The sequence below is a fragment of the Candidatus Neomarinimicrobiota bacterium genome (genome assembly GCA_022560655.1).
In the GTDB taxonomy this organism is placed as follows: domain Bacteria; phylum Fidelibacterota; class Marinisomatia; order SCGC-AAA003-L08; family TS1B11; genus JADFSS01.
The window spans coordinates 21,681-45,093 of the sequence record JADFSS010000002.1 but is presented as its reverse complement, the minus strand read 5'-3'; the positions used below and the strand labels follow the sequence as shown (position 1 = coordinate 45,093).

Below are 23,413 nucleotides of genomic sequence, written 5' to 3'. Positions count from 1 at the left end.
ACTACGCACCACACGGGCAAAAAAGGGCGGGAATCCCATCCCGCCCTTTTTTTATCCAGCCATCGCTAGCTCGCTTGTGTCAGTCGTGCAGAATCTCCTGCTCCTTCGTCGCCAGCATCTCATCCAGCTGAGTGACGCGAGCATCCGTCATGCCCTGAATATTGTCCATCTCGCGGTGCATATTGTCCTCGGACAAATCGTGCTCTTTGGCGAATAGTTTAAGTTCGGCGTTTGCATCCCTGCGAACATTGCGAACCGTTACCTTGCCTTCTTCAACGGTCGCATGCGCTATCTTGACAAGGTCGCGCCGCCGTTCCTCAGTGAGCTCGGGTATGGGCAGACGGATGACTTGCCCGTCATTGGTAGGATTGAGTCCCAAATCAGCAAGTTGAATCGCTTTCTCGACAGCCCCAATCTGGGTCTTGTCGAAAGGCTCAACCACCAGCATGCGCGGCTCCGGCGCCGATATGCTGGCCAGGTTTTTCAGCGGCTGATGACTCCCGTAGTAATCGATCTTAATGTGGTCGACCAGGCGGGGATTAGCACGTCCTGTGCGCAATGTTGCCAGCTCCTGACGCGTGTGCTCCAAAGTTGCATCCATCTGTTCCTTCGTGCGGGCGTGTAGCTCGTTGATCATGACCCTTCCCCCCTAACAATGGTGCCCACTGCCTCACCGCTGGCAGCCTTTAACATGTTGCCATCTAACTGCATGTTGAAGACCAGAATGGGCAGCTGGTTTTCCATGCAGAGCGTAACCGCGGTCAGATCCATGACGCGCAGTTTTTTCGAAATCACTTCCTCATAATCAAGTTTGTCATACTTCCTCGCCCCGGGGTCGACTATGGGATCGGCGCTGTACACTCCATCGACTTTCGTGCCCTTCAAGATCAGCGCTGCTCCAACTTCAATGCCGCGCAACACTGCTGCCGTATCGGTGGAAAAATAGGGGTTGCCCGTGCCACCGGCGAAGATGACCACCCGCCCTTTTTCCAAATGCCGAATAGCGCGGCGGCGGATATACGGTTCCGCCATCTGGGTGATGGTAATGGCCGAAAGAACCCTCGTATCGAGGCCGAGCCTCTCCAGGGCATTCTGAAAGGCAACCGCATTCATGACGGTGCCCAACATCCCCAGATAATCTGCGGAAACTCGGTCTACGCCATTATCGGCGGCAGAGGCACCCCGGAAAAAATTGCCCCCGCCGATGACAATGCCAATTTCGATGCCCCGCTCCGCAACGGTCTTGACCTGACGGGCAAGATTATCGACAACGGCAGTCTCGATACCAAAGCCTCGTTCGCCAGCAAGAATCTCGCCGCTCATTTTCAGGAGGACGCGACGATACGGCAAATCAGCCATGTGAATGCAGGGATTGGGTCAGGCGCCGCTATTCAGGGGATCTGTCTCGCCAAGTTGAAAGCGACTGAATCGGGCAATGGATATGTTCTCACCCATCTTGGCGATGACCTCTTTCACGTAATCACCAATCGTCCTCTGCGGATCCTTAACAAAACCTTGCTCGAGGAGAACGTTTTCAGAAATAAACTTGTCGACCTTGCCGGCGATAATTTTCTCAAGGATATGGTCGGGTTTACCTGCTTGGCGGGCCTGCTCCGCAAATATGCCTTTTTCATGTTCCAGCACATCGGGAGACATGTCTTCACGCTGAACCACCATAGGCGCCGCGGCTGCGATATGCATGGCAATATCTTTGACAAAGCTCTGAAAACTTTCCGTCTTGGCCATGAAATCGGTCTCGCAGTTGACCTCAATCAGAACACCCAGTTTTGACCCGGGATGGATGTAAGAGAGCACGACCCCATCGCCGGTGTCGCGATGCGACTTTTTCTCGGCCTTCGCTATGCCACTGGCTCGCAGATGGTCAATGGCCTTTTCAAGATCACCGCCGGCTGCCTCCAACGCCCGCTTGCAATCCATCATGCCGGCCCCCGTCCTCTGCCGAAGTTCCTTGACGAGGCTGGCGGGGATCACGCTTCGCTGGCCTCCTTGGGAAGATGTTCGCCTTCACCAGCGACCACAGCTTCGACCTGAGCTTCTTTCACCGTTTCGGTTTCCTCAGGCCCGGGCTTGGCTGCCTCCTCGCCATCTTCCTCTTCAAAGGACTCGCCGCCGCGAGCGGCAATGATGCCGTCTGCCAGCTCGGCGGTGATTAATTGGATTGTGCGCAGGGAATCGTCATTGGCAGGAATAGGATAGTCGGCCATTTCGGGATCCGTGTTGCTGTCAACGATGGCGATCACGGGAATCTCCAGGCGACGGGCCTCCCTGATGGCCGTAGCCTCATGCTGGGCATCGACAACATAAACTGCATCGGGGAGCTGCTTCATGTCTTTAATACCCCGGTGTTGATCGGAGAGCCGTATCCGCTCACGCTCCAGGCGCAATATCTCCTTCTTGGTCAAGGACTGGTATAGAGTATCGGCATCCTTTTCAAGCTGCTGAAGTCGCTTGATGCTGCGCTTAATGGTCGCAAAGTTGGTCAGCGTTCCACCAAGCCAACGCTCCACGACGTAATACATGCCGCACCGGTCAGCCTCGCGCTGCAAGACATCCTTGGCCTGCTTCTTGGTACCGACGAAGAGAATCGTACCGCCATCCCGGACAATCTGCGAGGCCACCTCCACAGCACGCTGCAAACAGATCATGGTCTGCTCTACATCAATGATGTGGATTCCGTTTTTCTCCATGTAAATGTATGGCTTGTAGTTGGGATGCCACCGCCGGGTAAGATGCCCGAAATGGGCACCGGTGCTGATAAGATCTTCTACGGTTAGCTGGTGGCCGGCAGGCATCGCGATATCAGTAGGATATCAGGAGCTTAGCGCTTCGAAAACTGGAATTTCTTCCGCGCACCCGGCTGGCCGTACTTCTTACGTTCCACCTCGCGGGCATCGCGGGTCAATAAACCGGCCTGCTTGAGTGGCTGGCGATTGCTGCTGTCAACTTTTTCGAGGGCACGAGCAATACCCAGCCGGACAGCACCGGCCTGCCCGGAGGACCCCCCACCCCGCACCCTGACGGTAATATCAAAGTGCGACGCAGCACCCACCGCCTCAAGAGGCTGCGCTATGATCTGCTTATGGGCCACACGGGGAAAGTAATTGTCAACGGTCCGCTTGTTGATCAGGATTTGCCCTTTGCCGCTTTCAATCCGTACGATGGCAACGGACGTCTTGCGCCGCCCAACGGTAGTAGCCATGGCCTTGCCCATGCTCCGGCTAGAGTTCCATCAGCTTAGGTTGCTGGGCTGTGTGCGGATGAGCAGCACCTGCATACACTTTCAGGTGTCTCAGCAGCTGTCGTCCAAGACGATTGTGAGGCAACATACCTTTAACGGCGCGCCTGATAATCCGATCGGGATGGGTCCTGCGTACATCTTCCAGAGGGGTGAGTTTCAGGCCGCCTGGAAAGCCCGTATGGCGCCAATACTTTTTTTGCGACTCCTTGGCACCTGTCGTCTTCACCTTCTCTGCATTTGTGACGATGACAAAGTCGCCCATGTCCAGATGGGGCGAATAGGTGGGCTTGTGCTTTCCACGAAGCACCGTTGCGATGCCCGAGGCCAGTCGCCCAAGGACCTGCCCTTCGGCATCCACCAGGTACCAATCCTTATGGATGTCGCCCCCTCTGAGAGTAAATGTACGCATTTGTATAGCGCGGCAAGTTAGCGGCCGGGTCGACAGGAGGTCAAGGCTTTTCAGGGCGGGAAAACAGGGTATTGCGTGCGATGGTTGCCTGAACCCGCCCGCGGTATCTGGAGCCCACCAGCGGGGTGTTGCGGGAGCGTGAATGGATGTCATCCCGGCGAAATTCCCACGCTTCGTCAGGCTTCAAAACCACCAATTCCGCCTCCTGGCCCGGCTCCAGAGGCGTAAGTTCAATCCCTACCACGCGAGCCGGGCCGGACGTGAACAGGTTGATGACCGCCTCCGTGGAGAGCTCTGCCTTCCGCAATACCGTGTGGGCTAACCCAAACGCAGATTCCAGTCCGATCATTCCGAACGGTGCGCGCAGCATGTCCTGTTCTTTATCCTCAACCGTGTGGGGGGCGTGATCGGTGGCAATGCAGTCCAGGGTCCCATCGGCCAGTCCCTCGACAACAGCCTGACGGTCTGCCTCCGTACGCAGCGGTGGAGCCACCTTGGCATTGGTATCAAAGTCAGCGATGGCCTGTTCCGTCAGCCCGAGGTGGTGTGGCGTGGCTTCGGCTGTCACGGCTACACCCCGGGCCTTGAACTGGCGCAGGAGATCGACTCCCAAAGCCGTGCTCACATGGGGTACGTGCAATCGCCCCCCCGTCTCCTCGGCCACCAGGAGATCGCGATAAAGCATGGCTGCCTCGGCCTGGACCGGATTGCCGGGCAGACCCAGACGGGTGGCAAGGGCGCCTTCGTTCATGACCCCCTCGGCGCGGAGGTGAGGGTCTTCGGCATGGTTCATGATCGGTACGCCCAAATCCTTTACATACAAAAGGGCCTGCCTAAGCATTTGACCATCCCGAATCGGTAGCCCGTCATCGGAGAATGCCACGGCACCGGAAGCATGCATCTCCAGAAGCTCGGCCAGGGCCTCGCCGTGCTGGCCGCGGGTCACGGCCCCGATGGGGTACATGATCACCGGCAGGTCCGCCGAGCGTTCCACCATGAACCGGATTCCTTCGGGGGAATCTATGGGCGGGTCGGTGTTGGGCATGAGGCATACCCTGGTAAATCCGCCGGCCAGGGCCGCCCTGCTGCCGGTAGCCAGCGTTTCCTTGTCCTCCCGCCCCGGTTCACGAAAATGAACGTGGGTGTCAATAAACCCGTGGGTAACCAGGCAATCAGTTGCCTCAATGACGGTGGGCGTGTCCTGCAGCTCTGCTGCTTCTACCAAGCGACCGTTTCTGATGGCCAGATCCTGCTTGCGGCTGCGGCCGGTGCGTGGGTCGTAAAGGGTGCCACCCCGGATGAGAACCTCGCTGGGCAGGGCGCCGATGCTGCCCTTCAAGTTCCCTCCGGCGGGTTGGCCCCCAACAGATGGTAGAGGACGCTCATGCGAATGGCCACGCCGTTGATGACCTGGTCCAGAATGATGGCCTGGTCACCGTCGACGACATCGCTGTCCAGCTCCACGCCACGGTTCACCGGCCCGGGGTGTAGGATGACCAGCTCCTTTTTATGCCGCGAGAGGCGCTCGTTCGTGATACCGAAGCGGCTGCGATACTCCCGGACCGAGGGGATCATCCCGACCCCCATCCGTTCGCGCTGAATGCGCAAGACGTTCACAGCATCGGTGTCGTCCAACACGGCGTCGGTATCGGTGGTAACGGCGACACCGAGGTCGGCAATGAAGGGCGGAATCAGGTGCCCTGGGCCGCACACCGTCACCTTGGCACCCATGGTGATGAGGCCGAAGATGTTCGAAAGGGCTACCCGGCTGTGGGCGATATCGCCGATGATGCCAATTTTTAGATTCTTCACCCGGCCAAACCTTTCGTGCAGGGACATGATGTCCAGCAGTGCCTGGGTCGGGTGCTCATGGGTTCCATCGCCGGCGTTGATCACCACCGCGTCGACAAACTGGCTCAGCTGCCGCACCGAACCGGGAGCGGGGTGCCGCATCACTACGGCATCCATCTTCATGGCATGGATGTTCCGGACGGTATCCTTCAGGCTCTCGCCCTTATCGAGACTGGATTGGCTGGCGGAAAAATTGATCACTTCCGCGCTGAGCCGTTTCTCGGCCAGTTCGAATGACATGCGGGTGCGAGTAGACGGCTCGAAAAACAGATTGACCACGTTGATCCCGGTGAGCGTGGGCACCTTTTTGATAGGCCTGTCGAGCACCTCCCGAAACATGAAGCCCGTATCCAGGAACTGCTGAATATCCGGTCGGGAAACCCCCTCCAGACCCAACAGGTGCTGGGTGGCAACGGCGGTTCCGCTCACGCGCCGTAATCCACCAGTAACACCTGGTCCTCCCCATCAACTTCTTCCACGTGGACGTGCACCTGCTGGTTCGCCTCCGCTTGGTGGAATTGGCCCACGTAGTCGGCCTGGATGGGCAGCTCGCGATGCCCACGGTCTATCAGCACCGCCAACTGGATGGATGCTGGCCTGCCGAAATCCATGACGCTGTTCATAGCGGCGCGAGCGGTCCGGCCCGTGTAGAGCACATCGTCTACCAGGATAATGTGCAGATCGTCAACGGCGAACGAGATGTTGGTGGGGCCGATCTTGGGTGCGGGGAGTCTGGTGCGAAAATCGTCACGATGGAAGGTTACGTCTACCGTGCCGAACCTGATGGGGCCAGCGCTTGCTGAGCTCAGAATTTGCTGCATGCGGCGGGCCAGGAATTCGCCCCGCCGTTGGATGCCCACCAGGGCTAGGGTGTCCTGATTGGGATGCTGGTCCGTAATCAGTCGGCACAGTCGTTCCAGCGCCTGCGCCATGGCGGCGCCATCCATCAGAACTGATGTGGCCTTGGCTGTGCTCACGATTACGGTGACAAAACAAAGCCCCCAGACTGGAGGCTTAGCAGTGGCGGCTGGTAAGGTGGGAGAGCCCCGTCACAACCGCTCGGTTTCAATGGACGGCTCACTTCAAAGGTCAAAGTTAGTCAGCCTAATCTTTAGAGAACAGGACAATATAAACTCGTCGCCCGGCTGAGCTCCCCTGCACGTTAACCCGCACCCACTTTCTGAACTTTAAGGAGGTTGGTGGTGCCTGACTGACCGATGGGTACGCCGGCAGTCAGGACAAAATATTCGCCCGGCCGCACGAATCCTTTCGCCAGCAGCAACTTTTCAGACTCGGCCAGCATCTCGTCCGTGCTCCGATAACTCTCCACATGCACCGGCGTTACACCCCAGGAGAGCTGCAGCTGGCGGCAGGTTGACAGGTGCGGTGATAGGGCGACGATGCGCGACTTGGGCCGGTACCGGGCTACATGCCGGGCAGTGTTGCCGGAATGAGTCATCGTGACCACAACAGGTATCTCGCGTTCCCGTGCAATGGTGCTCGCCGCGTGGCTGATGGATGCTCCCACGCCCAGGAGGCTGTAGTCCACTCGGCGCCGGCCCATGGTACCCACCGTCTCTCTCTCGGTGGCAAGGGCAATCGTGCTAAGGGTTTGGACAGCCTTCACGGGGTAAGACCCTACGGCGGTCTCATTTGACAGCATCAGCGCATCAGTGCCGTCATAGATGGCATTGGCGACATCGTTGACTTCCGCCCTCGTGGGCGCTGGCGAGGAGATCATACTGTCAAGCAACTGGGTCGCCGTCACCACGGGTTTGCCGACCGAATTGCATGCGCGGATAATCTTCTTTTGGATGTGGGGCACCTCTTCCAGGGGCATCTCGACTCCCAAATCGCCCCTGGCTACCATGATGCCGTCGAAGGCCTGGACGATCTCCTCCAGTCGAGCAACTGCCTCAGGTTTCTCGATCTTTGCCATGACGGGTAGCTGCTTGCCTGCGGCAGAAAAAATGGCGTCTATAGGCTTCCGATCATCGGGGGAGCGGACAAACGACAGCGCCACCCAATCCACCCCCAGAGCCAGACCGTGGCGCAAAAAATCTTTATCCGCCGAGGTAAGTGAGGGGACAGCCAGGGCTACGCCCGGAAAATTCACTCCCTTATTGGCTCGCAACTTGCCGCCGAAAGTCACCCGAACGCGGAGACGGGAGGATGACTCGCGCGTAAGGACCTGCAATTCAATGCGTCCATCATCCAGCATGACGCGCGCACGGTCTTCCACCCCCTGGAAGCCGATCTGGGGGCGGATTCGTACGTCCGCCTTACTATCGGAGCCGAGAGTGAACTCGTCACCGTCGGTTAACATCGTGCCCTCGGGCGGGATATTGTCTACCCGTATTTTCGGGCCGGAAAGGTCGAGCAGGATACAAAGCATACTACCCGCCTGTTTTTCGACCTCTCGGAGCCGGGGGACCAGATCGGTCATCTCCTCCAGGCTGGCGTGGGAGCTATTGATGCGGGCTACATCCATACCTGCCGCCATGAGTTGTCGCAATGTTTCAGACGCGGCTGAGGCAGGCCCGATGGTTACAACCGTTTTTGTCTTGCGCTGCACGTTTTCCCGGTCATTATGCTCAATCATGAGGTTGCCATGGCGTGAATGGATCGGTGGGCCGAAGAAGCCCCCCCAATGAGTGTCTGTGTCACTGAGTTCAGGTGAACCAACGTTACGGGCGGGGTTTTGTAAGCGCAAGGCCCTCCTGCGCCTTCAGGGGACCGAGGTAGGTTGAGTACTGCCTGCGCGAAAAGAAAGTAGTAAAGTATCACTGGCTTTGGCCGATAACGGATGTGGGAAGTTGGACTCACCAGCCAAGCTCGCAAATGAAGCACCGCATTACCCACACTCACCTATTGGCACCCCAGAGGTCATGAACATCTCCCCGATAGCCATTGCTAGCCCACGACTGGGCGCTTACTTGCCCCAGCGCGAGCAAGCGGATGGTGATGCCCCTGGTCGAGGTGCGGGCTCCAACCAACCTGCCGGTAATCCCGGATCCGCTCCGCAGGCCAATCCCTATCTGCCGCCCGCCCTTCGCCAGCCCGAAGCAGCATCCAGTCTCGGGGCCACCCGTGGCCCGCAGCGCCCATTGGGGGCTACGGACGAACCTGCTGAGAGCGGTCAGGGGCTGAGTGCGACAAAAGGTGGGAATTCAGCGAAAGCGCTGGAGGGGAGTTTCGGCGGTAACGGTAAGCTGGAACTCTCACCCGAGGAAAATGCCCGGGTTGAGGAGCTCAAGCGCCGCGATACCGCAGTGCGGCGGCATGAGCAGGCCCATGTGGCTGCGGCGGGACGCTACGCCCGTGGGGGCGCGAATTTTCAGTATGTGCTGGGGCCTGACGGCAAGCTGTACGCCGTCGGTGGCGAAGTCCAGATCGACACCTCGGAAGTACCCGATGACCCGCAAGCAACCATTCAGAAGGCCCAGACGGTTCGCAGGGCAGCCCTGGCACCCTCCAATCCATCGTCTCAGGACCAGCGGGTGGCTGCGGCCGCAACCCAAATGGAATTCAACGCCCGGATGGAACTGGCCCAGGAACGAGCTGAGAAATCCGGTCCCGATGCGGAAGAAAACGAGCAAAATGATCAAGCTCCAGCGCCGCGGGCGGAACCTGCTGTCATTGATCTGTTTGCCTGAGGCTTGCTGAGCCAGAAAAGGTGTGACACCGGCAAACTCGGCACATCCGCACCCAATCGGGATTTGTGCAACCTATCAGTCTGACGAATGATGTTCGCAGCTAGGGGACCGGGCCGAGATCGACAGTGCCATCAAGGGCGAGCTGTGGCTGAGGGGATCGATTTTTCGGGGACCCGGCTATGTGTAGCACCTGATAGTGGCCGCAGGCCTGCTGCTGGCGGCAAACCCAGCGGACATCGTGCACGCGGTGTCGATGGTCCACCCGACAGTACCGGGGGCAGAAATAGTCCCCGGAGTTTTTCACACTAACGAAGATCTTTTCTCCTGTTGCGACATAGATCGTGGCTTGGCTACGCAACTCCTCAACGTGCCACGCACTCCCGCCTGCGACGATGAGTGAGAAAAAGACTAACATTCCCGCCAGAGACCCCATATCCAAGGCTCCTTTCTTTCACCTTTATCGGCGGTAGAAAGGCGCTTGCCAGATAATAACCGGCTAAGTGTCCCGGACAGGGAGTTATGTGTCGAGCGTTAAAATGCAGAATTATGGGGAAAGAAAAACGGAAATAGCGTGGGCGCTATTTCTGTTGGAAACTACGTCAGACCCACCATCACCCCCCCTGAGTGGAACCGGAGATTTAGCCCCCGGCACCTTCATCAGTCTGGTCTGAGAGGTTCTTAAGTCCTTCATCGAAGAGAATGCGCGCCAGATTATTTGCCCGGGCGGGATTCTGAGTAACAAATCGGACCAATGACAACTGCTCGGGCGAGAGACTCGCCTCAGAAGTCATCGGTACGGGGCCACCCTCGCTCACAGCCAGGTAACTACCCTCCCCTTTGGGCTCACCAATCCCGACCAGGAGCCAACTTGGAGACACATCCAGGTCCCGACATACCTTCTCCATCATGTCAAGGGTGGGCCGCTGGCGATCATTCTCGTAGGCGTTGATCGTTTGTCGACTTACGCCCAATATCTGGCCGAAATGTTCCTGGGTCAGCTTGGTGGTCTTGCGAATCCATCTGAACCGCTCACCGAATTGCCAGGCAAATTTAATCATTGCTTTATCCATTTATTCTTGACACTTTGTATAGGCCGGAACTACATTCCGTCCGTATTTGGTATTTTACTTATATTTGAAACAGTATTTCTGATCGATCCGGCCTCGAAGGAATAAAGGAATATAGGGAGAGTTGCATCCGAATTCAAAATAATATGATTTCTTAATGGGGTTAAATAGTCATCATAGCGCTTCAGATCACCGCCGAACCTGTGTATCATCCGAATAGCCTCCTCCGATTTATCTTAAGCGCATCACCTCCAGTTTGAAAAAACCTTATTGTTCCGGGCCCAGTTGATTTTCCGTGAGGAGCGAGGTTCTGGATGACGACCGACTGACTGAATAATCAACATCCACTGAGCCAAATAAGCTCAGGCAGCCCTCTACTCCGCAAGGACTGTTTGCCGATCAAAGGGCACTGCTAAGGTCTCAGTTGAATTGTCTGCAACGCGCGTCGCCGGCACCGATCCGCCACAGCTGATCCTGGTGTTCTGGGAGCTGCCGGCGCCGAGCAGCTAGCGTCCGGAGAGGCGCAGCTTTTATCGGCGCGGTGAGCTGTTGCAGGCGCAGGCGGGGCCGGGCTCCTCGCGATATCGCGGTCTTAGGGCGAACCACCCCGAAGAAGGCTTTCCGCTGCCGCCCGATCGCCCACTTTAGCATACAGGCCTGCGAGGCGTTCCCTTAAGCCTTCATAGTCGGGCTCATCATCAAGCCACGCGCGGTAGTGGTCGACGGCTTCTGGAAACCGCTGGAGCTTGATCAGCGCCGTACCGATGATACCCCGTGATTCGCTTGATGGCGGCTGCGGCAAATCCGCCAGAGCCTGAAGAATTCCCTCCCACTTCCCCTGCTGGGCAAGTGCCTTGGTCAGTAGGGTCATGGCTTGTTGACTGTCAGGTTTCAGAGTGAGGCACTCGCGGAGGACCCGCTCAGCAGAAGCTGGGTCCTCGTTGGCCAGCTGAAGTTCTCCCAAGCTGTAGAGCAAGTGCTGCCGGGGAATAAGGACGTCCTTCGGCAAATCGCTCCCCCCCGTGACCGCTCCCTCCTGCGGCTGGGAGAGTACTGCCGAAAGGTACCGGATTTGGCCGGCAGGGTCTTCCCGCGACCGCATTACCCGATACATAATGAAGTTTCCACTGGATTGCCGGGGGACCAGTTGAATCGATTCCGCGGCATAATTCTCGGCCTCAGCCAAACGATCCAGTTGCCAGCAGGCCTCAGCGGCCGCATTGAGCACCGTTGCCAACGATGCGCCGGAAAATTCCTTGAGGTCCATGGCCCGCACGTATTCGTGCAGCGCCGCTTGAGGGTCACCCATAAGGGCATAATTTTGTCCGAGGGTGTAGTGAGCGTAGCCTGAGTCCGGCTCCTCGGCGACCTGGGCTTCCAGCAGGGGCTGGTTGCGCCTAAACTTGGCTTTCAGCCCGGCCTTGTCCAGGGCGTACCCCTCGTGCTCCAGGATAACCTGGGAACTCTTTTCTTCCCCACCCGCAGCCTTGAGACTGGGATGAACCTGCTCGTGAATGCGACCAGAAAACTGGATTTTCGGATGACGGGAGAACAGCCGGTGCGACATGGAGAGGGTGTAGCTGTGCCTGTCAGCCTGCAGGTTCCTGATCTGGACCTGATAAATCGTGGGTCTAGCCGGCACAACCAGCAGGCTCCGAAGTGGCTCTACCGAGTGCTCAAGCAACCGCTCATCCGCGTCGATCCACAGAATCCAGGTTTCGGTGGCGTGGCGAATGGACTCGTTGCGGGCGGCTGAAAAGTCGTCGATCCACGCAAAGTGATGCACCTCCGCACCGAAGGAGCGGGCGATGCTCGTGGTGTCATCCGTGGAGCCTGTGTCCACTACCACCAGTTGATCGGCGACCCCCGCGACACTTTCCAGGCAGCCCGGAAGCATCCGGGCCTCGTCACGCACGATCAAGCAGACTGAAAGGGTGGTCCGGCCCATGGCGGGGCCTATCCAGCCAGACCCGTTTGAAGCGCATCCCGGATGGCAATGAAAAGGGGTTGGTTTCGGCCGGAGATATATTGGAGCAACGCTTGAATTTTTATTTGATGTTTGTTGAACAGGGCTTGAATCTTCATAATAGAGTTGAGCAACTCATCATGGGACAGCTGCTGTTCCATTTCCCAGGCCAGCTGAATCGGCTGATATAGTCCCTCCTCCATGCCCAGGTAGTAGCGCCTTTCGCCAAAGTAACTTTCCACCGCCCGGTGCTGGGCCGCAATGGCGTCCGCCTTCCGGTCTGCAGCCAGAAGCAAACGCCCAAGAGGCTCGCTGAAGCGCCCGTTGGCCTCCATGTTTTGGTGAATGATCCAAAGCGATTCAACCGTCTTTTCGGGGTAGTGCTTGCCGGCCAGTAAAGAATTACACAGCATGCCGATAAGCCCGCTCACGGCCATGGGCTCCCGACGGGGCACATCCGGGTCTCTGCTGACGACATTGAGGCCCTCCTCCACGGCCGCACTGGCGCGGTCCCATTCCTTCAGGGCCCTGGCGGCTTCGGCTAGATAAAACCAGGACCGCACGGATTCCGGGGCCCTGTCGAGCTCTTTCTCAATTCTGACAATAGCGTCACGCAGCTCCCACTCCTCTGGTGCCGGGGTGCCCAAGCTGATAATGGCAGCGTGAGGCATGAATTCGGTAACTTGTTCCCGCCCGGCCCCAGCGGCCGAGGCGTCTTCAAGGCTGTCCTGCAGTGTAGGGTAGATCTCATGTTCCCAGCGCAGGGAACTGCCTGTGCGTACGAGCCGGGCATCGAAATAGTAGTTGCGGGGCTCCTCAAAGCTAAGGATGGGGAATTCTATGGCAACGGCCTCCACATCCTTGAGCCAGTCGGTGAGGGCCGGGGGATCAGCCACATGGAGGACTTCCTCCTGATGCAGGAACAGCGCCCAGGGAGATCGCACCTGATCCAGGGCAGTGTTGAGCAGGGCACTCTCGTTTGGATCGTCAGGCACGGGCAGATACTGGGCGTCATATTCCGAGGCGAGATGCTGCACCATCTGTTCGCCCGCCCCACCGGTATGGACGATCACAATCTGACCGGCTACTTTGTTGACTGAGTGCAACGCATTGGCTAGATTTCCGCTCCGTGACTGAATCACCATGCAAAGAGTGATAAGGTTGACTGCAGCCTCACCCGCGCCACTCATGCCATAATCTTTTTTTCGACCTCCCCAAACTCCAACAACAATCGCATCTTGGCCATTTTCTTTTCGAAGAGTTCCCGATTGTTGACACGCAAAGCCGGTTCACTCCCCCCCGGCTTAAAAGTATCCAATAGGCCCTCGTTGCTGTACTGATCGAGCAAAGACTTATATTTTTCCAGTGGTTTATTGAATTTCTCCTTGAGCACTTTCTCCAGCGCATTGATCGGAAAGTCTTCCGGTGCACCCTCGGCAGATAAGATTTCTTTAATGGCCTCAAGCAGTTCCGGCTCACGCACATCACCAAATTTGAACTGCTCGGACATCGACTTGGCATAGCCCGTTTCGAGCATGTATCGGTCGCGGCAAAAATCGGCAAACTGGAAAAATCTTGGGGTGTCTGATATGATAAGAACTCGGCCCATTCCTTCCCTGCGGTCAGATTCGGCCAGCTTTGCGGTAACCAACAGGTTCATCGTGTCGTTAACCCGCTCTTCGTTAAATCCCAGCATGAAAGAGGTGGTGCTCACCGCCGTGGCCCATTCCAGAATAATCTTGTCATGAGTATCGGGCTCAGTCTGCCGAGCCATAAGTGCGACGATGTTTATCACCTGTCGGCCAGCACCCCGTGCGAGCAGAATACTCTGATTCTTTGTCGCCGACCGCAGTCGTTCCACAAGAATGGCAAAAAACCCTCGCAGCCACTTAGGCACTTCTTCCATGCGGCTGCGAAACATCTCACGGCTGATTTCCAAGAGAACCACCTTGGAAACAGCCGTTGCCGCCGCAGAGCGGGGCTGATTATCGATCAGGCACATCTCCCCGAAAATTGAGCCCGCCTTCAGCAGTTCCAATACCGTCTTCTGATCGCCAAGCACCTTGGATATCTCGATCTCACCCTCGAGAACGATGAACATGGTCTGCCCCGCGTCCCCATCCTTGAAGATCACGTCACCCGGGGCGTAATACCTTTTTAGGCGCTCTCCCAAAGTGCTCAATCTACCCTACCTCACTATGCGGTAATCTGGCCCGGAACGGGCCCCAAAAGCAAGGCTGTCGTGGCCGAGCCTATCCTTGGCGGTTAAGTTGGTCAAGCAGCTCCCGCGCCTGCTCATGCTCGGGATTTGCCGCGATAACGGCTTCAAGATGACGCTTCGACTCCGGCGTTCGCTCAACCTCGGCGTAGAGTGAAGCCAGGATGAAGTGGGTCTGCCATTCGTTGGGATCTTCTTCCAGGATGCTCATCAGCAAGGCCACCCCGTCGTCGTACTGCCCTGCCTCCACCAGTATCTGTCCCAGTAGGCGCCGGGTATCCAGATCGCGAGAATCCTTTTCCAGCACCTCTACCAGGCGAAGTTGAGCGGCACTCATGCTACCTTCAGTCACATCCAGCAAGGCCAAGCTGTGCTGGACTGGCGTCCAGTCCTCATTTAAGCTTACGGCGTGGTGATAGTGATTCCTAGCTTCCAGCAGATCGCCCTTGAGGTGCGCCACCAGCCCCAGCCCGTAGATACCTTCGATCCTGGCGGGGTCCTGGGCCAAAACCTCCCGGCAGATTTCGGCCCCGCCGTCCAGGTCGCCCTGGTTGATCTGCTCGATGGCCGCAAGCGCTTTGCGCTGCAACTCGCTGGTCCTCTGTTCTGCTGACTCAATCACAACTACCTCCTGCTGCACAGGCTAACGCGTTCCGAATGATCTACCGTAACTCCCGCGGGGAAAGCTTCATCGTGCCCGACATTGAGGGCGACGGATGCTGACCCTGACTGCATGCATGTACTGCGGTGCCTGGCTACCTTGTCGAGCCAGGCAACGGGCTGTTATCGGTCCTGGATTTCACTGACGGCTTGTCACGCATGCAGATTCTTGAGGCTCTCTTTGACAATAGAACTACCGGGATCGATATCCAGAGCGCGCTCGAAGAAAAATCCGGCGTCATTTACGCGTTCCATTTTCTGACAAATCTTACCCAATGCGATGAGCGCCTCGAGATCCTGGGGGTGATGCCGGATGATTTTCTTGTAGGTCAGCAGGGAATCGTTTATTCTACCGGTCTCCTCGTACAGTTCGGCAAGGTTTTTCAGGCTCGTGCTATCGTCGGGCTTGAAGCTCGCAGCCTGCTCAAGGTGGTAAACGGCAGCACTCATTTTCCCTTGTTCATAGTATAGAGAGCCCAGATCGTTATGGGCCGCAGCAAAATCGGGGCTGTAAAGCAAGGCACATTGCAGCACCAGGACCGCGCCGGGTGTGTCGTCCCGATAAAGGAGATTTTGTGCATACAGGCGGAGCAAATGCGCCTGCTCCACAAATTGCTGTAATGTATCTTCCGTCAGCTCAATTGCGCCTGCGGAGTCCCCCTTGGCCATCTTGTCACGAATGGCTTCCATTGTCTTCTCCAGCTTCAGGTAGTGCCCCAGACGGTCTTCTACCACCCGGTTATAGGCCTCCAGGCGCTTATCTCGTTCTTTGACCATCCTGCGGGTATGCACCAGCTCCATCTCGGTGGAGACCCGGCTACCGGTTTGCTCGCCGGAGTGGTGCCGGTATTCCAGCACAAACTCAGGCACCAGCACCGCGTCCCAGCCAGCGGTGACCATGCGGACAAACAGGTCGTGGTCCTCATGCCCTTCGGACTCGCCGTAGCCCCCCACCTGCTCAAAGGCTTTCCGGCGGTACATGGACGAGCCATGCATGTAGTTGGCGGTCTTCAGCTTATCGAGATGGGCGCGGTCGAATTCGGGAAATTCCCACAGATACATGTCGTCCACATTCGGCACAGGCTTGGCGCCCACCTGCGACGCAATGAGCTCGGCCCGAGGCCCAAAGAGGACCGTGTTGGTGTACGCGATGGCTGCCTTGGGGTGGCGATCCAAGGCCAGCCTGCAGCGCTGGACATAATCGCTGCGAAATCGATTGTCCGCGCCCAGGAAGCAAATGTAATCGCCTGTAGTAAGGGCTACGGCCTTATTGAAATTCCCAATAATGCCAAGGTTCTCCTCGTTCCGAACGATTCTGATGCGATCCTTGTAGCGTTCCGCGATATCCATGGAGTTATCGGTGGAGCAGTCATCCATGAACACAATTTCATCCGGTTGTATCGACTGCGCCAGGGCCGATTCAATGGCCTCTGCGGCAAACGAGCCGTAATTGTAGTTAGCAATGATGAGCGAGACGGTGGAAGTCTTAAACGAAGTATCGTTGACAGCGATGATCCTGTTGAATTGGAAGGGGTCATGATTGTTGCCATTTACGCACGACAGTGCCCCGGTAAAATGCTTGCGGGTCAGTTCAATCAGCTCATCATCATGGTTTCCGTAGGGGTAGCCGAACCAGCCAAATCCATCTGGGTCCAGCGCCCGAAGTTCATCGGGGACCTGCAGCTCTCTGAGCAGCTTGTCCGGGTCACCCTCTTTCACCAGGTCGCTATGCGTCTTGCCATGCCACTGCAGGCGGCCCCCGCCCTGGATCAACTTTGCCAGCGTATCGCGATCCGCAAACCGCGCAGGGGGTTCCACCTGCTGGTCAAATGAGTTGTCCTGCCCAATCGAATCACCCACCACGAAGAGTTCAAACGGGTAACCGAACGACTTGAGTATCGGTAGCGCGTACTGATAGACGTTTTCGTAGACACCATCGAAGGTGATGACCACGTGGTCGGGATCGTGGGGGTCATAGTCATCAAGATGGACCACGGTCCGGTGGGCGAGTTCGGCCATCTGGCGCCAGAACTGATTGCAGTTGACCCACCACGGGGTGGGCGACTCCAGGAACACTTTGTGGTACAGCAGGATCATTTCAGGTAGACTTCCAGATGGTGAGAATACTCGCGGTAGGAATAATATTCCCGGTGGAGAGTCAGGTAGGGAAAACGGAACCTGTACCACTCGTCGATGTGGACGCTTACAAGATGCCCACCTGGAACCAACAAATCGTCCAGGATACTGAACGCCAGTTGATCCCCCTCCGCGATGTATTGGGGATAAAGTACACCCGCGATAACAATGAGGTCAAACGACTGCCCCCACCCCGCGTCGGGTAGCTCAAATAGCGAAAGGGGATAAAAACTCAGGTGTGACTGGTCCCGGAATTTGTCTTTGGCGAGCTGGATTGCCCGGTTCGATATATCGACACCAATGACTTCGTCACCCGGTAATCGCCTGGTAATGAAGCCGTCACCACTGCCAATGTCCAGAATGCGTCGGTACCGCTTTCTGGGTAGTACAGACAACAGGTTCGCCCGGCGAACTAGGTCGGAACGGTTGCTCTCATAGTTCCAGGGGTCTGGCTTGTCGTACCACTGCTCAATTTCATCTAACGGCTGTAGAACGCCCTTGAACATGAGGCGTCATTTCGCTTTTGAGCCGGGGGCCTTGCCCTGGCCCAACTTTTTCAGCTCATCCGGCACACTCTTCGCCAGCGCGTCCACGGCGCTGCCGGACAGAGCAGCAGCCTGATTCTCGGCACGGATTCGAAGGTAGACTTCTTCCCGGTGAATGGACACTTCCGCAGGGGCAGTTATCCCAACTTTCACCTGGCCGCCGGCACATTCCAATATGGTGAAAATAATGCCATCGGACACCCTGATACTTTCACCCGACTTCCGCGTAAGGACCAGCATGACAGTTAATCTCCCCCCATGGAGGGTACCAGGGACGCGAGTGGTTCGTCAAACTTGAGGCCGTTCGCATCTAGAATAATCTGGTGCCCCCGGCCAGTGAGGGTGCTAATGATAATCGGCGCCTTGGTGTTCACGGTAATGGAATTGGTCTCCGAATTCACGCGCAGGACGTAGTAGGACGCCACGCTATCCATCGAAGGATTTCCAATCAAGCTCAGGTGTTCTTTGCTGAGATTCGGGAGCACGTCTCTTTTCAGGAGAAAACTGCTGAGGATAGGGAGGGCGACCTCGGGATCTACGGTGGACCGGAGCCACAAGAACGGCCTGAGATCTTCCCTGCTCTCCAGCACATATATTTTGTGCTCCTCGAAGCCGGGCAATCCGGCGGGAAACTGCAGTGGCCCTGAGTCCCGCTGCCACTCCGGCTGCCTCGACGGGCGTACGGCTGCGCGAGCCATTAGCGGAGATGATTTAGAATGCTGATGTTCATGATGCGCGTGCTGGACTCCAAAGCAGCTCTGAAACCGAGCTCTCGGGCATTAAACCGCATAATAGCTTCGGTCAAGTCTACATCTTCGGACTGAGAAATGGTGGCCTGAAGATTGATGCGTGAGATTTCCAGATTATCCCGCGTGAGCTCCAGCCGACGCTGAATGGAGCCTGAACCTGTTATGGTGGTAAGCAGCTCTTCACTGACCGTATCGATCGCGGCAAGGGCTGCATCCATCGCCAGTCCGTCATTGGCGACCATGGCATCGCGCATGGCGATGCCGGCGTCGAAAATGTTATCGAATTCCGAGCCCACTATGTTAATCCGCAGGTAGGTGCCCTCACCCACCTTGCGGCTAATCTCGCCGTCATTGCCTGCATATGTCACGGAAATGCCGTCGAAGGTGAACGGATCGGCGCCCTTGGTGATCGTACCGCCAAAAAGGAACCTGCCTGCGAAGCGGGTATTGCCCATTTGAACCATTTCCTTTATCGCCGCTTCAACATAGATCGCGGTTGTAGCGCGGGCGCCTGGATCGGCGTCGCTGCGCGACTGCATCCCCAGCTGCCGGATTTGCTGCAGGGCATCATAAACGATATTCAGCGATTCCGCTCCCACCCTGATCCACGCCAACCCGGAATCAATATTGTCCAGGTGCTGTTCGGTCCGCTTGAGCAGGCTCTTGAACCTCCCCGCCCGATTGAATTTTACGGGATCATCGGATGAGGTCGCGACCTCCTTGCTGGTACTGATCTGCCGCTGGACACTGGCCAGCCGTTCCTGATTACCCGCCAGAAAACTGATGATCTGATCCTGAAGTTGGGCGTTAGTAATTCGCATGGGAAACCTCTAAATCCTATTTAGGTCATGTTCAACAGTGTGCGCGTCAATTCGTCAGCGGTCCTAACCAACCTAGAGGCAGCAACAAAGGCCTGCTCAAGTTGCATCAAGCGCGTCATTTCCTCTTCTATGCTGACACCGGCGACAGATTGCTGCTGGGCCCGAAGGTGATCAACGATGCGCTGCTGGTTGTTTTGCAGGAAATCTACCGCCTGGATCCTGTTCCCCAGGGTGCCCACCAGAGAGCGGTAAAACTGTCCCATGGTCTGATTACCAATTGTGTCAATATCCACCAGGTCAGACAGCGATTTGGCGACATTACTATTGCCGGGTTCGCCTGCAGCATCGGCGCTGGCAATCAGGTCGACGTTGTCCAAAATCGCATTGTTAAGCGCCAGCGAGGCAGCCCCTTCCACCGAATCGGTGAAAAAATTCAGACCGGTCACCCCATCCAAATTAAAGCCGGCGCTGTGGCGGGAATTGACCTCTTGAGCAATCGTAACGGCCAGGGTATCGAGATTATTCAGAATCGTGGGTATGTCCTCATTATGCACTGCGATTAGGCCGCTTATTTCCCCAGCGGTTATCTCGATCTGCCGCTCGGTTCCGCCGATGGTGGTGATAATTTGGCTAATCCCATCGGCGCCCACCGATTCCTGCACCGTCAGTTCAAATGATATGGTACCCGCGACCAGCAATAGTCCCGAGACAAAGACGGACTCCCCGGATTCACCGCGCTGGACGTCAATGTTGGCGAGCTCGGCCATACGCCCAATAATGCGGTCGCGCTGATCTTCCAGATCCGGGTTGCCGGTGGGATTTAGTTCGTTCAATTGGGCCAGCTGGGAGGCGAGCTCATTCAATGACGACACGCGTGCTTTAATCTCGCCGCTGATTACGCCTTGTAAATCAGAAAACTCCTCGAATACCCGATTAAAGCTGAGCGCAAGGGTTTGCCCCCTGTCACGCACCACGGTTCTAGCAACGCTGCTTTCGGGATCGTTGGCCAGGCCGTTCCAGGCGCTCCAGAAGTCGTCAAGCATGACACCTAGGCCGGTTTCATTGCTGGCCGGCAATACCCCTTCGATCTGCCTCAGCAGGGTGTTTTCCGATGTGTAGCGGGACAGCAGGGAGTTTTGGTTCCACAATTGGCGATCCACAAAATTTTCTCGAATGCGCCTAAGGGTATCCCCGTTAATGGCGCTGGCAAGGCTAAAGCCGGACAGCAGTTCCGGCAGAATGGGATTGACGTCAACGCGCTGCCGGCTGTACCCGTCCGTATTCACATTGGATACATTCTTTCCGGTAATCTGTATCTTGAATTGGGAGAGCAGCATGCCCTGCTTCCCGATTTCGGACAATAAACTTAAACCACCCATCTCAGATTCTCCCTTCGATCAGACTGGAGCCCTGCGTACCCTGATCATCCTTGCCTTCGGCCGAATAGACCGGAAAGCGCTCGGATGATTTGATGAGCTCGCGGGCAGCGTCACGCACGAACTTGATGGAGTAATCCAGCAAGTAACTGTTTTCCTCGTTGGTCAACATCACTTCCTTGAGGATTTGCTGGAGGCTGCGGTGAATATCTGACAGGCGCTCGGAATAGGTTGACTCAACCACCGCAATCAGCTGGCTCACGCTCTGAATCTCGTCCTCACTGCCCAGCGCCTCGCCCACCGCCTTAAGCGAAGATGCTCTGGTCTTGGCTACCTCTTCGGATTGTTGCAGAAGGGTTTGTTCCTGGCTCATCGCCTCCCTGAGATCCTCCAACTGCCCTTCGATGATGCTGGACTGTTTCTTGCGGAGCACGAGCAGCAGCTCGTTGTACATCCGCATCTCCTGGGACAGGACCGTAATGAGCCTGGCAAGCAGGCGTTCAGCGACCGGTTGCTTGGTCATCGATAACCTTCATTATTCTGGGAGTCAGCAGATCCTGTGGTGCGGCACCCTGCTTGGTCTCGTCGGCGTTCTCAGGAACATGAGATTGCAGGTTGCGGTACAGCAGATCCGCCAGGCCAATGCCGCCACCCTCACTCAAAGCGGTGCCCATCACCTGATGGAACATGAGATCGGGCAATCCGCCACCTGACAGGCTGCCCTCGGGCAGCGATTTTTCCATGGTCTTGACCAGATGGCCCATGAAGAGGGCCTCAAAACCCTGGCAGGCCTTCCACAGGTCGCCGTTCCGTCCAGCATGGTCAGGGCCGCTGCCGGCGGCCGCACGATCCCGTGCTACGGGTGCATTTAAAGTGTTTGCCGTGGCGTCAATCTTCATAGCTGAACCATCACATGATGATGAGTCTTGCGTTCAAGGCACCGGCCTCCTTGATGGCCTGGAAGACGGCGATAATATCCCGGGGCTTGAAGCCCATGTCGTTCAAAGCCGTCGCCAACTCGGCCACCGTAGCCGCCGAGAACACGGACGCTTCGCCCGGCTGTTCGATCACCGTGGTCTGGGTAATGGGAATGGTGATCGTCTGCCCAACACTGAAAGGCGTAGGCTGGGCTACAAAGGGTCGGGTAGTGGTATGAATCTGAAGCGAACCATGGGAGACCATTACGGCTCCGATGGTAACGTTCCCCCCTGCCACGACGGTGCCCGTGCGCTCGTTGATGACGACTCGGGCCTCCACGTCCAGCACAACCTGTAATGTTTCGATACTGGCCACGAACTGGACCAGTTCCCAGTTGGCGCTCAGTCCGGGCGGAAAGGCTATGTGTACCACGCCGGCATCCTGTGCCTGTGCCAGCGGTTGTACTGCTGGTACGAATAAATTGATGGCGTCGGCGATGCGGTAGGCGGTGGTATAGTTGGGCTCCTTCAAGAGCAATTCCAGCGGCTGGCCGGCCTGGAGGGCAACTTCGTCCAGCGCTCGTTCCAGCCGGGCGCCATCGGGAACCCGGCCCACCAGGGCATAATTTTGCCGCAAGCGCTCACCGCCCAGTGTGGTGACATTGAACCCACCCACCGATACGGGGCCCTGGACCAGGGCATAATGCTCACCCCGGGCGCTCCGTAGCGAGGACATGAGTAGAACGCCGTTTTCCAGGCTGGTGGCGTCTCCCAGGGATGAAACATTTACATCGAATTGTGTCCCCAGCTTAGCGAACGGCGGGGTGCTGGCCGTCACCATGACGGCGGCCGCGTTGCGCGTGCGCAGATGCTGACTGTTGATGGTCAGACCGAATTCCTCCAACATGTTGGCAATGCTTTGCACGGTAAAGATGGCGCCGCGGCTGCCTACGGCTCGGTCGCCCGTGCCGTTCAGGCCCACCACGAGGCCGTAGCCCACCAGACTCACCTGGCGGATATTGCCGTAGGTGGTCACATCCTTGATGCGGCTCACTGCCTGGCCCGACAGCACCTGAATGGCCAGCAGGATGGCGAAACTCAACTCGATTACGCGCTTCATCACTGCGTCAGAGTCTGGATGAGGGTGAGTGCGCTGATGCCGCCCACATAGCCGATGACGGCCAGGCCGATTCCGCCCATGATCAGGTTGGCCAGGCGTGGAAATGCGCCCCGCTGGAACAGCCTGCCGGATATACCGGCTTTGCTGTAATAAATCCTTGAATTGGCCAGTTGGTACGATAAAACCGTATTGTTCGCTCTTATGTCCCGGGGCCGTACAATCCCCCGGATGGTCATGAGATTACGGGCGCCGTTTATATTGATAACTTTCGAACCAGAAATCTTGAAGTTGCCGTTGGGGGTCACTTCGGTAATCACTGCTGAGATGCGGCCCGTGAGCAGATCTTTCTGGGCCGTCGCCTCCTTGGAACTAGCGTCGGTTTTCAGGCGGGATCCCAGACCGAAAACGGGTAGGAATTGCAGCAGGTTGCCCTCGATACTTCCAGAGGCGTCCACGGAATTGTTGTCAGCTTTTTGTACCTGGGACTGCCGGGTAGCGCTGGCGACTTCTGAGATCAGTACGGTCACTACATCACCTACCGAGCGGGCTTTTCTGTCGGCAAAAAGGGACGGTGGTGCCTCCTGACCGAAACTGATGCCCGCAGATAATACGATGCAGGCGGCAATCAATCCAGGGGTACGATTTGACGCGGCATGGTTCATC

26 protein-coding genes are annotated in these 23,413 nt (G+C 57.1%); 1 reads left to right on the top strand and 25 read right to left on the bottom strand.

Going from position 1 to position 23,413, the window contains the following annotated elements:
• Positions 1–79 precede the first annotated feature (79 nt).
• From frr to pyk, 10 genes are all read right to left on the bottom strand, one after another.
• Positions 80–637, bottom strand: a complete 558-nt coding sequence (gene frr, locus IH971_00685; GenBank protein ID MCH7496355.1) for a ribosome recycling factor — start codon at positions 635–637, stop codon at positions 80–82.
• Positions 634–1,359, bottom strand: coding sequence for a UMP kinase (locus IH971_00680; protein MCH7496354.1), 726 nt, complete (start codon positions 1,357–1,359; stop codon positions 634–636). Before IH971_00680 ends, frr begins: the two co-directional genes overlap by 4 nt.
• An 18-nt stretch (positions 1,360–1,377) precedes the next feature.
• A complete protein-coding gene (gene tsf, locus IH971_00675) occupies positions 1,378–1,992 on the bottom strand; it encodes a translation elongation factor Ts (GenBank protein ID MCH7496353.1) in 615 nt (204 codons plus the stop codon).
• Entirely contained in the window at positions 1,989–2,813 is an 825-nt protein-coding gene (gene rpsB, locus IH971_00670) for a 30S ribosomal protein S2 (protein ID MCH7496352.1), read from the bottom strand. The genes tsf and rpsB overlap by 4 nt, the downstream gene beginning before the upstream one ends.
• Before the next feature lie 26 nt (positions 2,814–2,839).
• Positions 2,840–3,232: a 30S ribosomal protein S9 gene (gene rpsI / locus IH971_00665; GenBank protein ID MCH7496351.1), complete on the bottom strand. Its 393-nt coding sequence runs from the start codon at positions 3,230–3,232 to the stop codon at positions 2,840–2,842.
• 7 nt (positions 3,233–3,239) lie between these two features.
• The gene (gene rplM, locus IH971_00660) at positions 3,240–3,668 is read right to left on the bottom strand and encodes a 50S ribosomal protein L13 (GenBank protein MCH7496350.1); all 429 of its coding nucleotides are present in this window, start codon (positions 3,666–3,668) and stop codon (positions 3,240–3,242) included.
• Positions 3,669–3,708: 40 nt separating this feature from the next.
• Positions 3,709–4,986: a dihydroorotase gene (locus IH971_00655; GenBank protein MCH7496349.1), complete on the bottom strand. Its 1,278-nt coding sequence runs from the start codon at positions 4,984–4,986 to the stop codon at positions 3,709–3,711.
• Between the two features lie 17 nt (positions 4,987–5,003).
• Entirely contained in the window at positions 5,004–5,948 is a 945-nt protein-coding gene (locus IH971_00650) for an aspartate carbamoyltransferase catalytic subunit (GenBank protein ID MCH7496348.1), read from the bottom strand.
• Positions 5,945–6,496 carry a bifunctional pyr operon transcriptional regulator/uracil phosphoribosyltransferase PyrR gene (gene pyrR / locus IH971_00645; protein ID MCH7496347.1) on the bottom strand — a complete coding sequence of 184 codons (552 nt, stop codon included), beginning with the start codon at positions 6,494–6,496 and terminating at the stop codon, positions 5,945–5,947. The genes IH971_00650 and pyrR overlap by 4 nt, the downstream gene beginning before the upstream one ends.
• Before the next feature lie 185 nt (positions 6,497–6,681).
• Positions 6,682–8,121, bottom strand: a complete 1,440-nt coding sequence (gene pyk, locus IH971_00640; GenBank protein MCH7496346.1) for a pyruvate kinase — start codon at positions 8,119–8,121, stop codon at positions 6,682–6,684.
• Positions 8,122–8,407: 286 nt separating this feature from the next.
• On the opposite strand from pyk, the gene IH971_00635 reads away from it, so the two are divergent.
• Complete coding sequence (locus IH971_00635) at positions 8,408–9,175, top strand: hypothetical protein (GenBank protein ID MCH7496345.1); 768 nt, start codon at positions 8,408–8,410, stop codon at positions 9,173–9,175.
• Between the two features lie 638 nt (positions 9,176–9,813).
• Here the strand turns inward: IH971_00635 and IH971_00630 are convergent.
• From IH971_00630 to IH971_00560, 15 genes are all read right to left on the bottom strand, one after another.
• Positions 9,814–10,233 carry a helix-turn-helix domain-containing protein gene (locus IH971_00630; protein MCH7496344.1) on the bottom strand — a complete coding sequence of 140 codons (420 nt, stop codon included), beginning with the start codon at positions 10,231–10,233 and terminating at the stop codon, positions 9,814–9,816.
• A 601-nt stretch (positions 10,234–10,834) separates the two neighbouring features.
• Entirely contained in the window at positions 10,835–12,190 is a 1,356-nt protein-coding gene (locus IH971_00625) for a glycosyltransferase (protein MCH7496343.1), read from the bottom strand.
• Positions 12,191–12,198: 8 nt separating this feature from the next.
• Positions 12,199–13,281 carry a hypothetical protein gene (locus IH971_00620; GenBank protein MCH7496342.1) on the bottom strand — a complete coding sequence of 361 codons (1,083 nt, stop codon included), beginning with the start codon at positions 13,279–13,281 and terminating at the stop codon, positions 12,199–12,201.
• 113 nt (positions 13,282–13,394) lie between these two features.
• Positions 13,395–14,390, bottom strand: a complete 996-nt coding sequence (locus IH971_00615) for a cyclic nucleotide-binding domain-containing protein (GenBank protein ID MCH7496341.1) — start codon at positions 14,388–14,390, stop codon at positions 13,395–13,397.
• A 70-nt stretch (positions 14,391–14,460) separates the two neighbouring features.
• Positions 14,461–15,048 (bottom strand): tetratricopeptide repeat protein, encoded by a 588-nt coding sequence (locus tag IH971_00610; GenBank protein ID MCH7496340.1) that lies wholly within the window; start codon positions 15,046–15,048, stop codon positions 14,461–14,463.
• Between the two features lie 191 nt (positions 15,049–15,239).
• Positions 15,240–17,183, bottom strand: a complete 1,944-nt coding sequence (locus IH971_00605; GenBank protein MCH7496339.1) for a glycosyltransferase — start codon at positions 17,181–17,183, stop codon at positions 15,240–15,242.
• Positions 17,180–17,728, bottom strand: a complete 549-nt coding sequence (locus tag IH971_00600) for a class I SAM-dependent methyltransferase (GenBank protein MCH7496338.1) — start codon at positions 17,726–17,728, stop codon at positions 17,180–17,182. Before IH971_00600 ends, IH971_00605 begins: the two co-directional genes overlap by 4 nt.
• Before the next feature lie 6 nt (positions 17,729–17,734).
• Positions 17,735–18,007 carry a carbon storage regulator CsrA gene (gene csrA / locus IH971_00595; protein ID MCH7496337.1) on the bottom strand — a complete coding sequence of 91 codons (273 nt, stop codon included), beginning with the start codon at positions 18,005–18,007 and terminating at the stop codon, positions 17,735–17,737.
• A 5-nt stretch (positions 18,008–18,012) separates the two neighbouring features.
• Positions 18,013–18,465 (bottom strand): flagellar assembly protein FliW, encoded by a 453-nt coding sequence (locus IH971_00590; protein ID MCH7496336.1) that lies wholly within the window; start codon positions 18,463–18,465, stop codon positions 18,013–18,015.
• The gene (locus IH971_00585; GenBank protein ID MCH7496335.1) at positions 18,465–19,337 is read right to left on the bottom strand and encodes a hypothetical protein; all 873 of its coding nucleotides are present in this window, start codon (positions 19,335–19,337) and stop codon (positions 18,465–18,467) included. The genes IH971_00590 and IH971_00585 overlap by 1 nt, the downstream gene beginning before the upstream one ends.
• Before the next feature lie 20 nt (positions 19,338–19,357).
• On the bottom strand, positions 19,358–20,716 hold the full coding sequence (flgK, locus tag IH971_00580) for a flagellar hook-associated protein FlgK (protein MCH7496334.1): 1,359 nt from the start codon (positions 20,714–20,716) through the stop codon (positions 19,358–19,360).
• Position 20,717: 1 nt separating this feature from the next.
• Positions 20,718–21,236: a flagellar protein FlgN gene (locus IH971_00575; protein MCH7496333.1), complete on the bottom strand. Its 519-nt coding sequence runs from the start codon at positions 21,234–21,236 to the stop codon at positions 20,718–20,720.
• Positions 21,214–21,612: a hypothetical protein gene (locus IH971_00570; protein ID MCH7496332.1), complete on the bottom strand. Its 399-nt coding sequence runs from the start codon at positions 21,610–21,612 to the stop codon at positions 21,214–21,216. The genes IH971_00575 and IH971_00570 overlap by 23 nt, the downstream gene beginning before the upstream one ends.
• Before the next feature lie 10 nt (positions 21,613–21,622).
• Positions 21,623–22,750, bottom strand: a complete 1,128-nt coding sequence (locus IH971_00565) for a flagellar basal body P-ring protein FlgI (protein MCH7496331.1) — start codon at positions 22,748–22,750, stop codon at positions 21,623–21,625.
• Positions 22,750–23,412 (bottom strand): flagellar basal body L-ring protein FlgH, encoded by a 663-nt coding sequence (locus tag IH971_00560; protein MCH7496330.1) that lies wholly within the window; start codon positions 23,410–23,412, stop codon positions 22,750–22,752. Before IH971_00560 ends, IH971_00565 begins: the two co-directional genes overlap by 1 nt.
• Between the last annotated feature and the right edge of the window lies 1 nt (position 23,413).

Excerpts from the sequence above, each read along its gene's own strand:
- frr (MCH7496355.1), bottom strand. The coding sequence starts at position 637 with ATGATCAACGAGCTACACGCCCGCACGAAGGAACAGATGGATGCAACT.
- IH971_00680 (MCH7496354.1), bottom strand. The coding sequence starts at position 1,359 with ATGGCTGATTTGCCGTATCGTCGCGTCCTCCTGAAAATGAGCGGCGAG.
- rpsB (MCH7496352.1), bottom strand. The coding sequence starts at position 2,813 with ATGCCTGCCGGCCACCAGCTAACCGTAGAAGATCTTATCAGCACCGGT.
- rpsI (MCH7496351.1), bottom strand. The coding sequence starts at position 3,232 with ATGGGCAAGGCCATGGCTACTACCGTTGGGCGGCGCAAGACGTCCGTT.
- rplM (MCH7496350.1), bottom strand. The coding sequence starts at position 3,668 with ATGCGTACATTTACTCTCAGAGGGGGCGACATCCATAAGGATTGGTAC.
- pyk (MCH7496346.1), bottom strand. The coding sequence starts at position 8,121 with ATGATTGAGCATAATGACCGGGAAAACGTGCAGCGCAAGACAAAAACG.
- IH971_00635 (MCH7496345.1), top strand. The coding sequence starts at position 8,408 with ATGAACATCTCCCCGATAGCCATTGCTAGCCCACGACTGGGCGCTTAC.
- IH971_00630 (MCH7496344.1), bottom strand. The coding sequence starts at position 10,233 with ATGATTAAATTTGCCTGGCAATTCGGTGAGCGGTTCAGATGGATTCGC.
- IH971_00625 (MCH7496343.1), bottom strand. The coding sequence starts at position 12,190 with ATGGGCCGGACCACCCTTTCAGTCTGCTTGATCGTGCGTGACGAGGCC.
- IH971_00605 (MCH7496339.1), bottom strand. The coding sequence starts at position 17,183 with ATGATCCTGCTGTACCACAAAGTGTTCCTGGAGTCGCCCACCCCGTGG.
- IH971_00600 (MCH7496338.1), bottom strand. The coding sequence starts at position 17,728 with ATGTTCAAGGGCGTTCTACAGCCGTTAGATGAAATTGAGCAGTGGTAC.
- csrA (MCH7496337.1), bottom strand. The coding sequence starts at position 18,007 with ATGCTGGTCCTTACGCGGAAGTCGGGTGAAAGTATCAGGGTGTCCGAT.
- IH971_00590 (MCH7496336.1), bottom strand. The coding sequence starts at position 18,465 with ATGGCTCGCGCAGCCGTACGCCCGTCGAGGCAGCCGGAGTGGCAGCGG.
- IH971_00585 (MCH7496335.1), bottom strand. The coding sequence starts at position 19,337 with ATGCGAATTACTAACGCCCAACTTCAGGATCAGATCATCAGTTTTCTG.
- flgK (MCH7496334.1), bottom strand. The coding sequence starts at position 20,716 with ATGGGTGGTTTAAGTTTATTGTCCGAAATCGGGAAGCAGGGCATGCTG.
- IH971_00575 (MCH7496333.1), bottom strand. The coding sequence starts at position 21,236 with ATGACCAAGCAACCGGTCGCTGAACGCCTGCTTGCCAGGCTCATTACG.
- IH971_00570 (MCH7496332.1), bottom strand. The coding sequence starts at position 21,612 with ATGAAGATTGACGCCACGGCAAACACTTTAAATGCACCCGTAGCACGG.
- IH971_00565 (MCH7496331.1), bottom strand. The coding sequence starts at position 22,750 with ATGAAGCGCGTAATCGAGTTGAGTTTCGCCATCCTGCTGGCCATTCAG.
- IH971_00560 (MCH7496330.1), bottom strand. The coding sequence starts at position 23,412 with ATGAACCATGCCGCGTCAAATCGTACCCCTGGATTGATTGCCGCCTGC.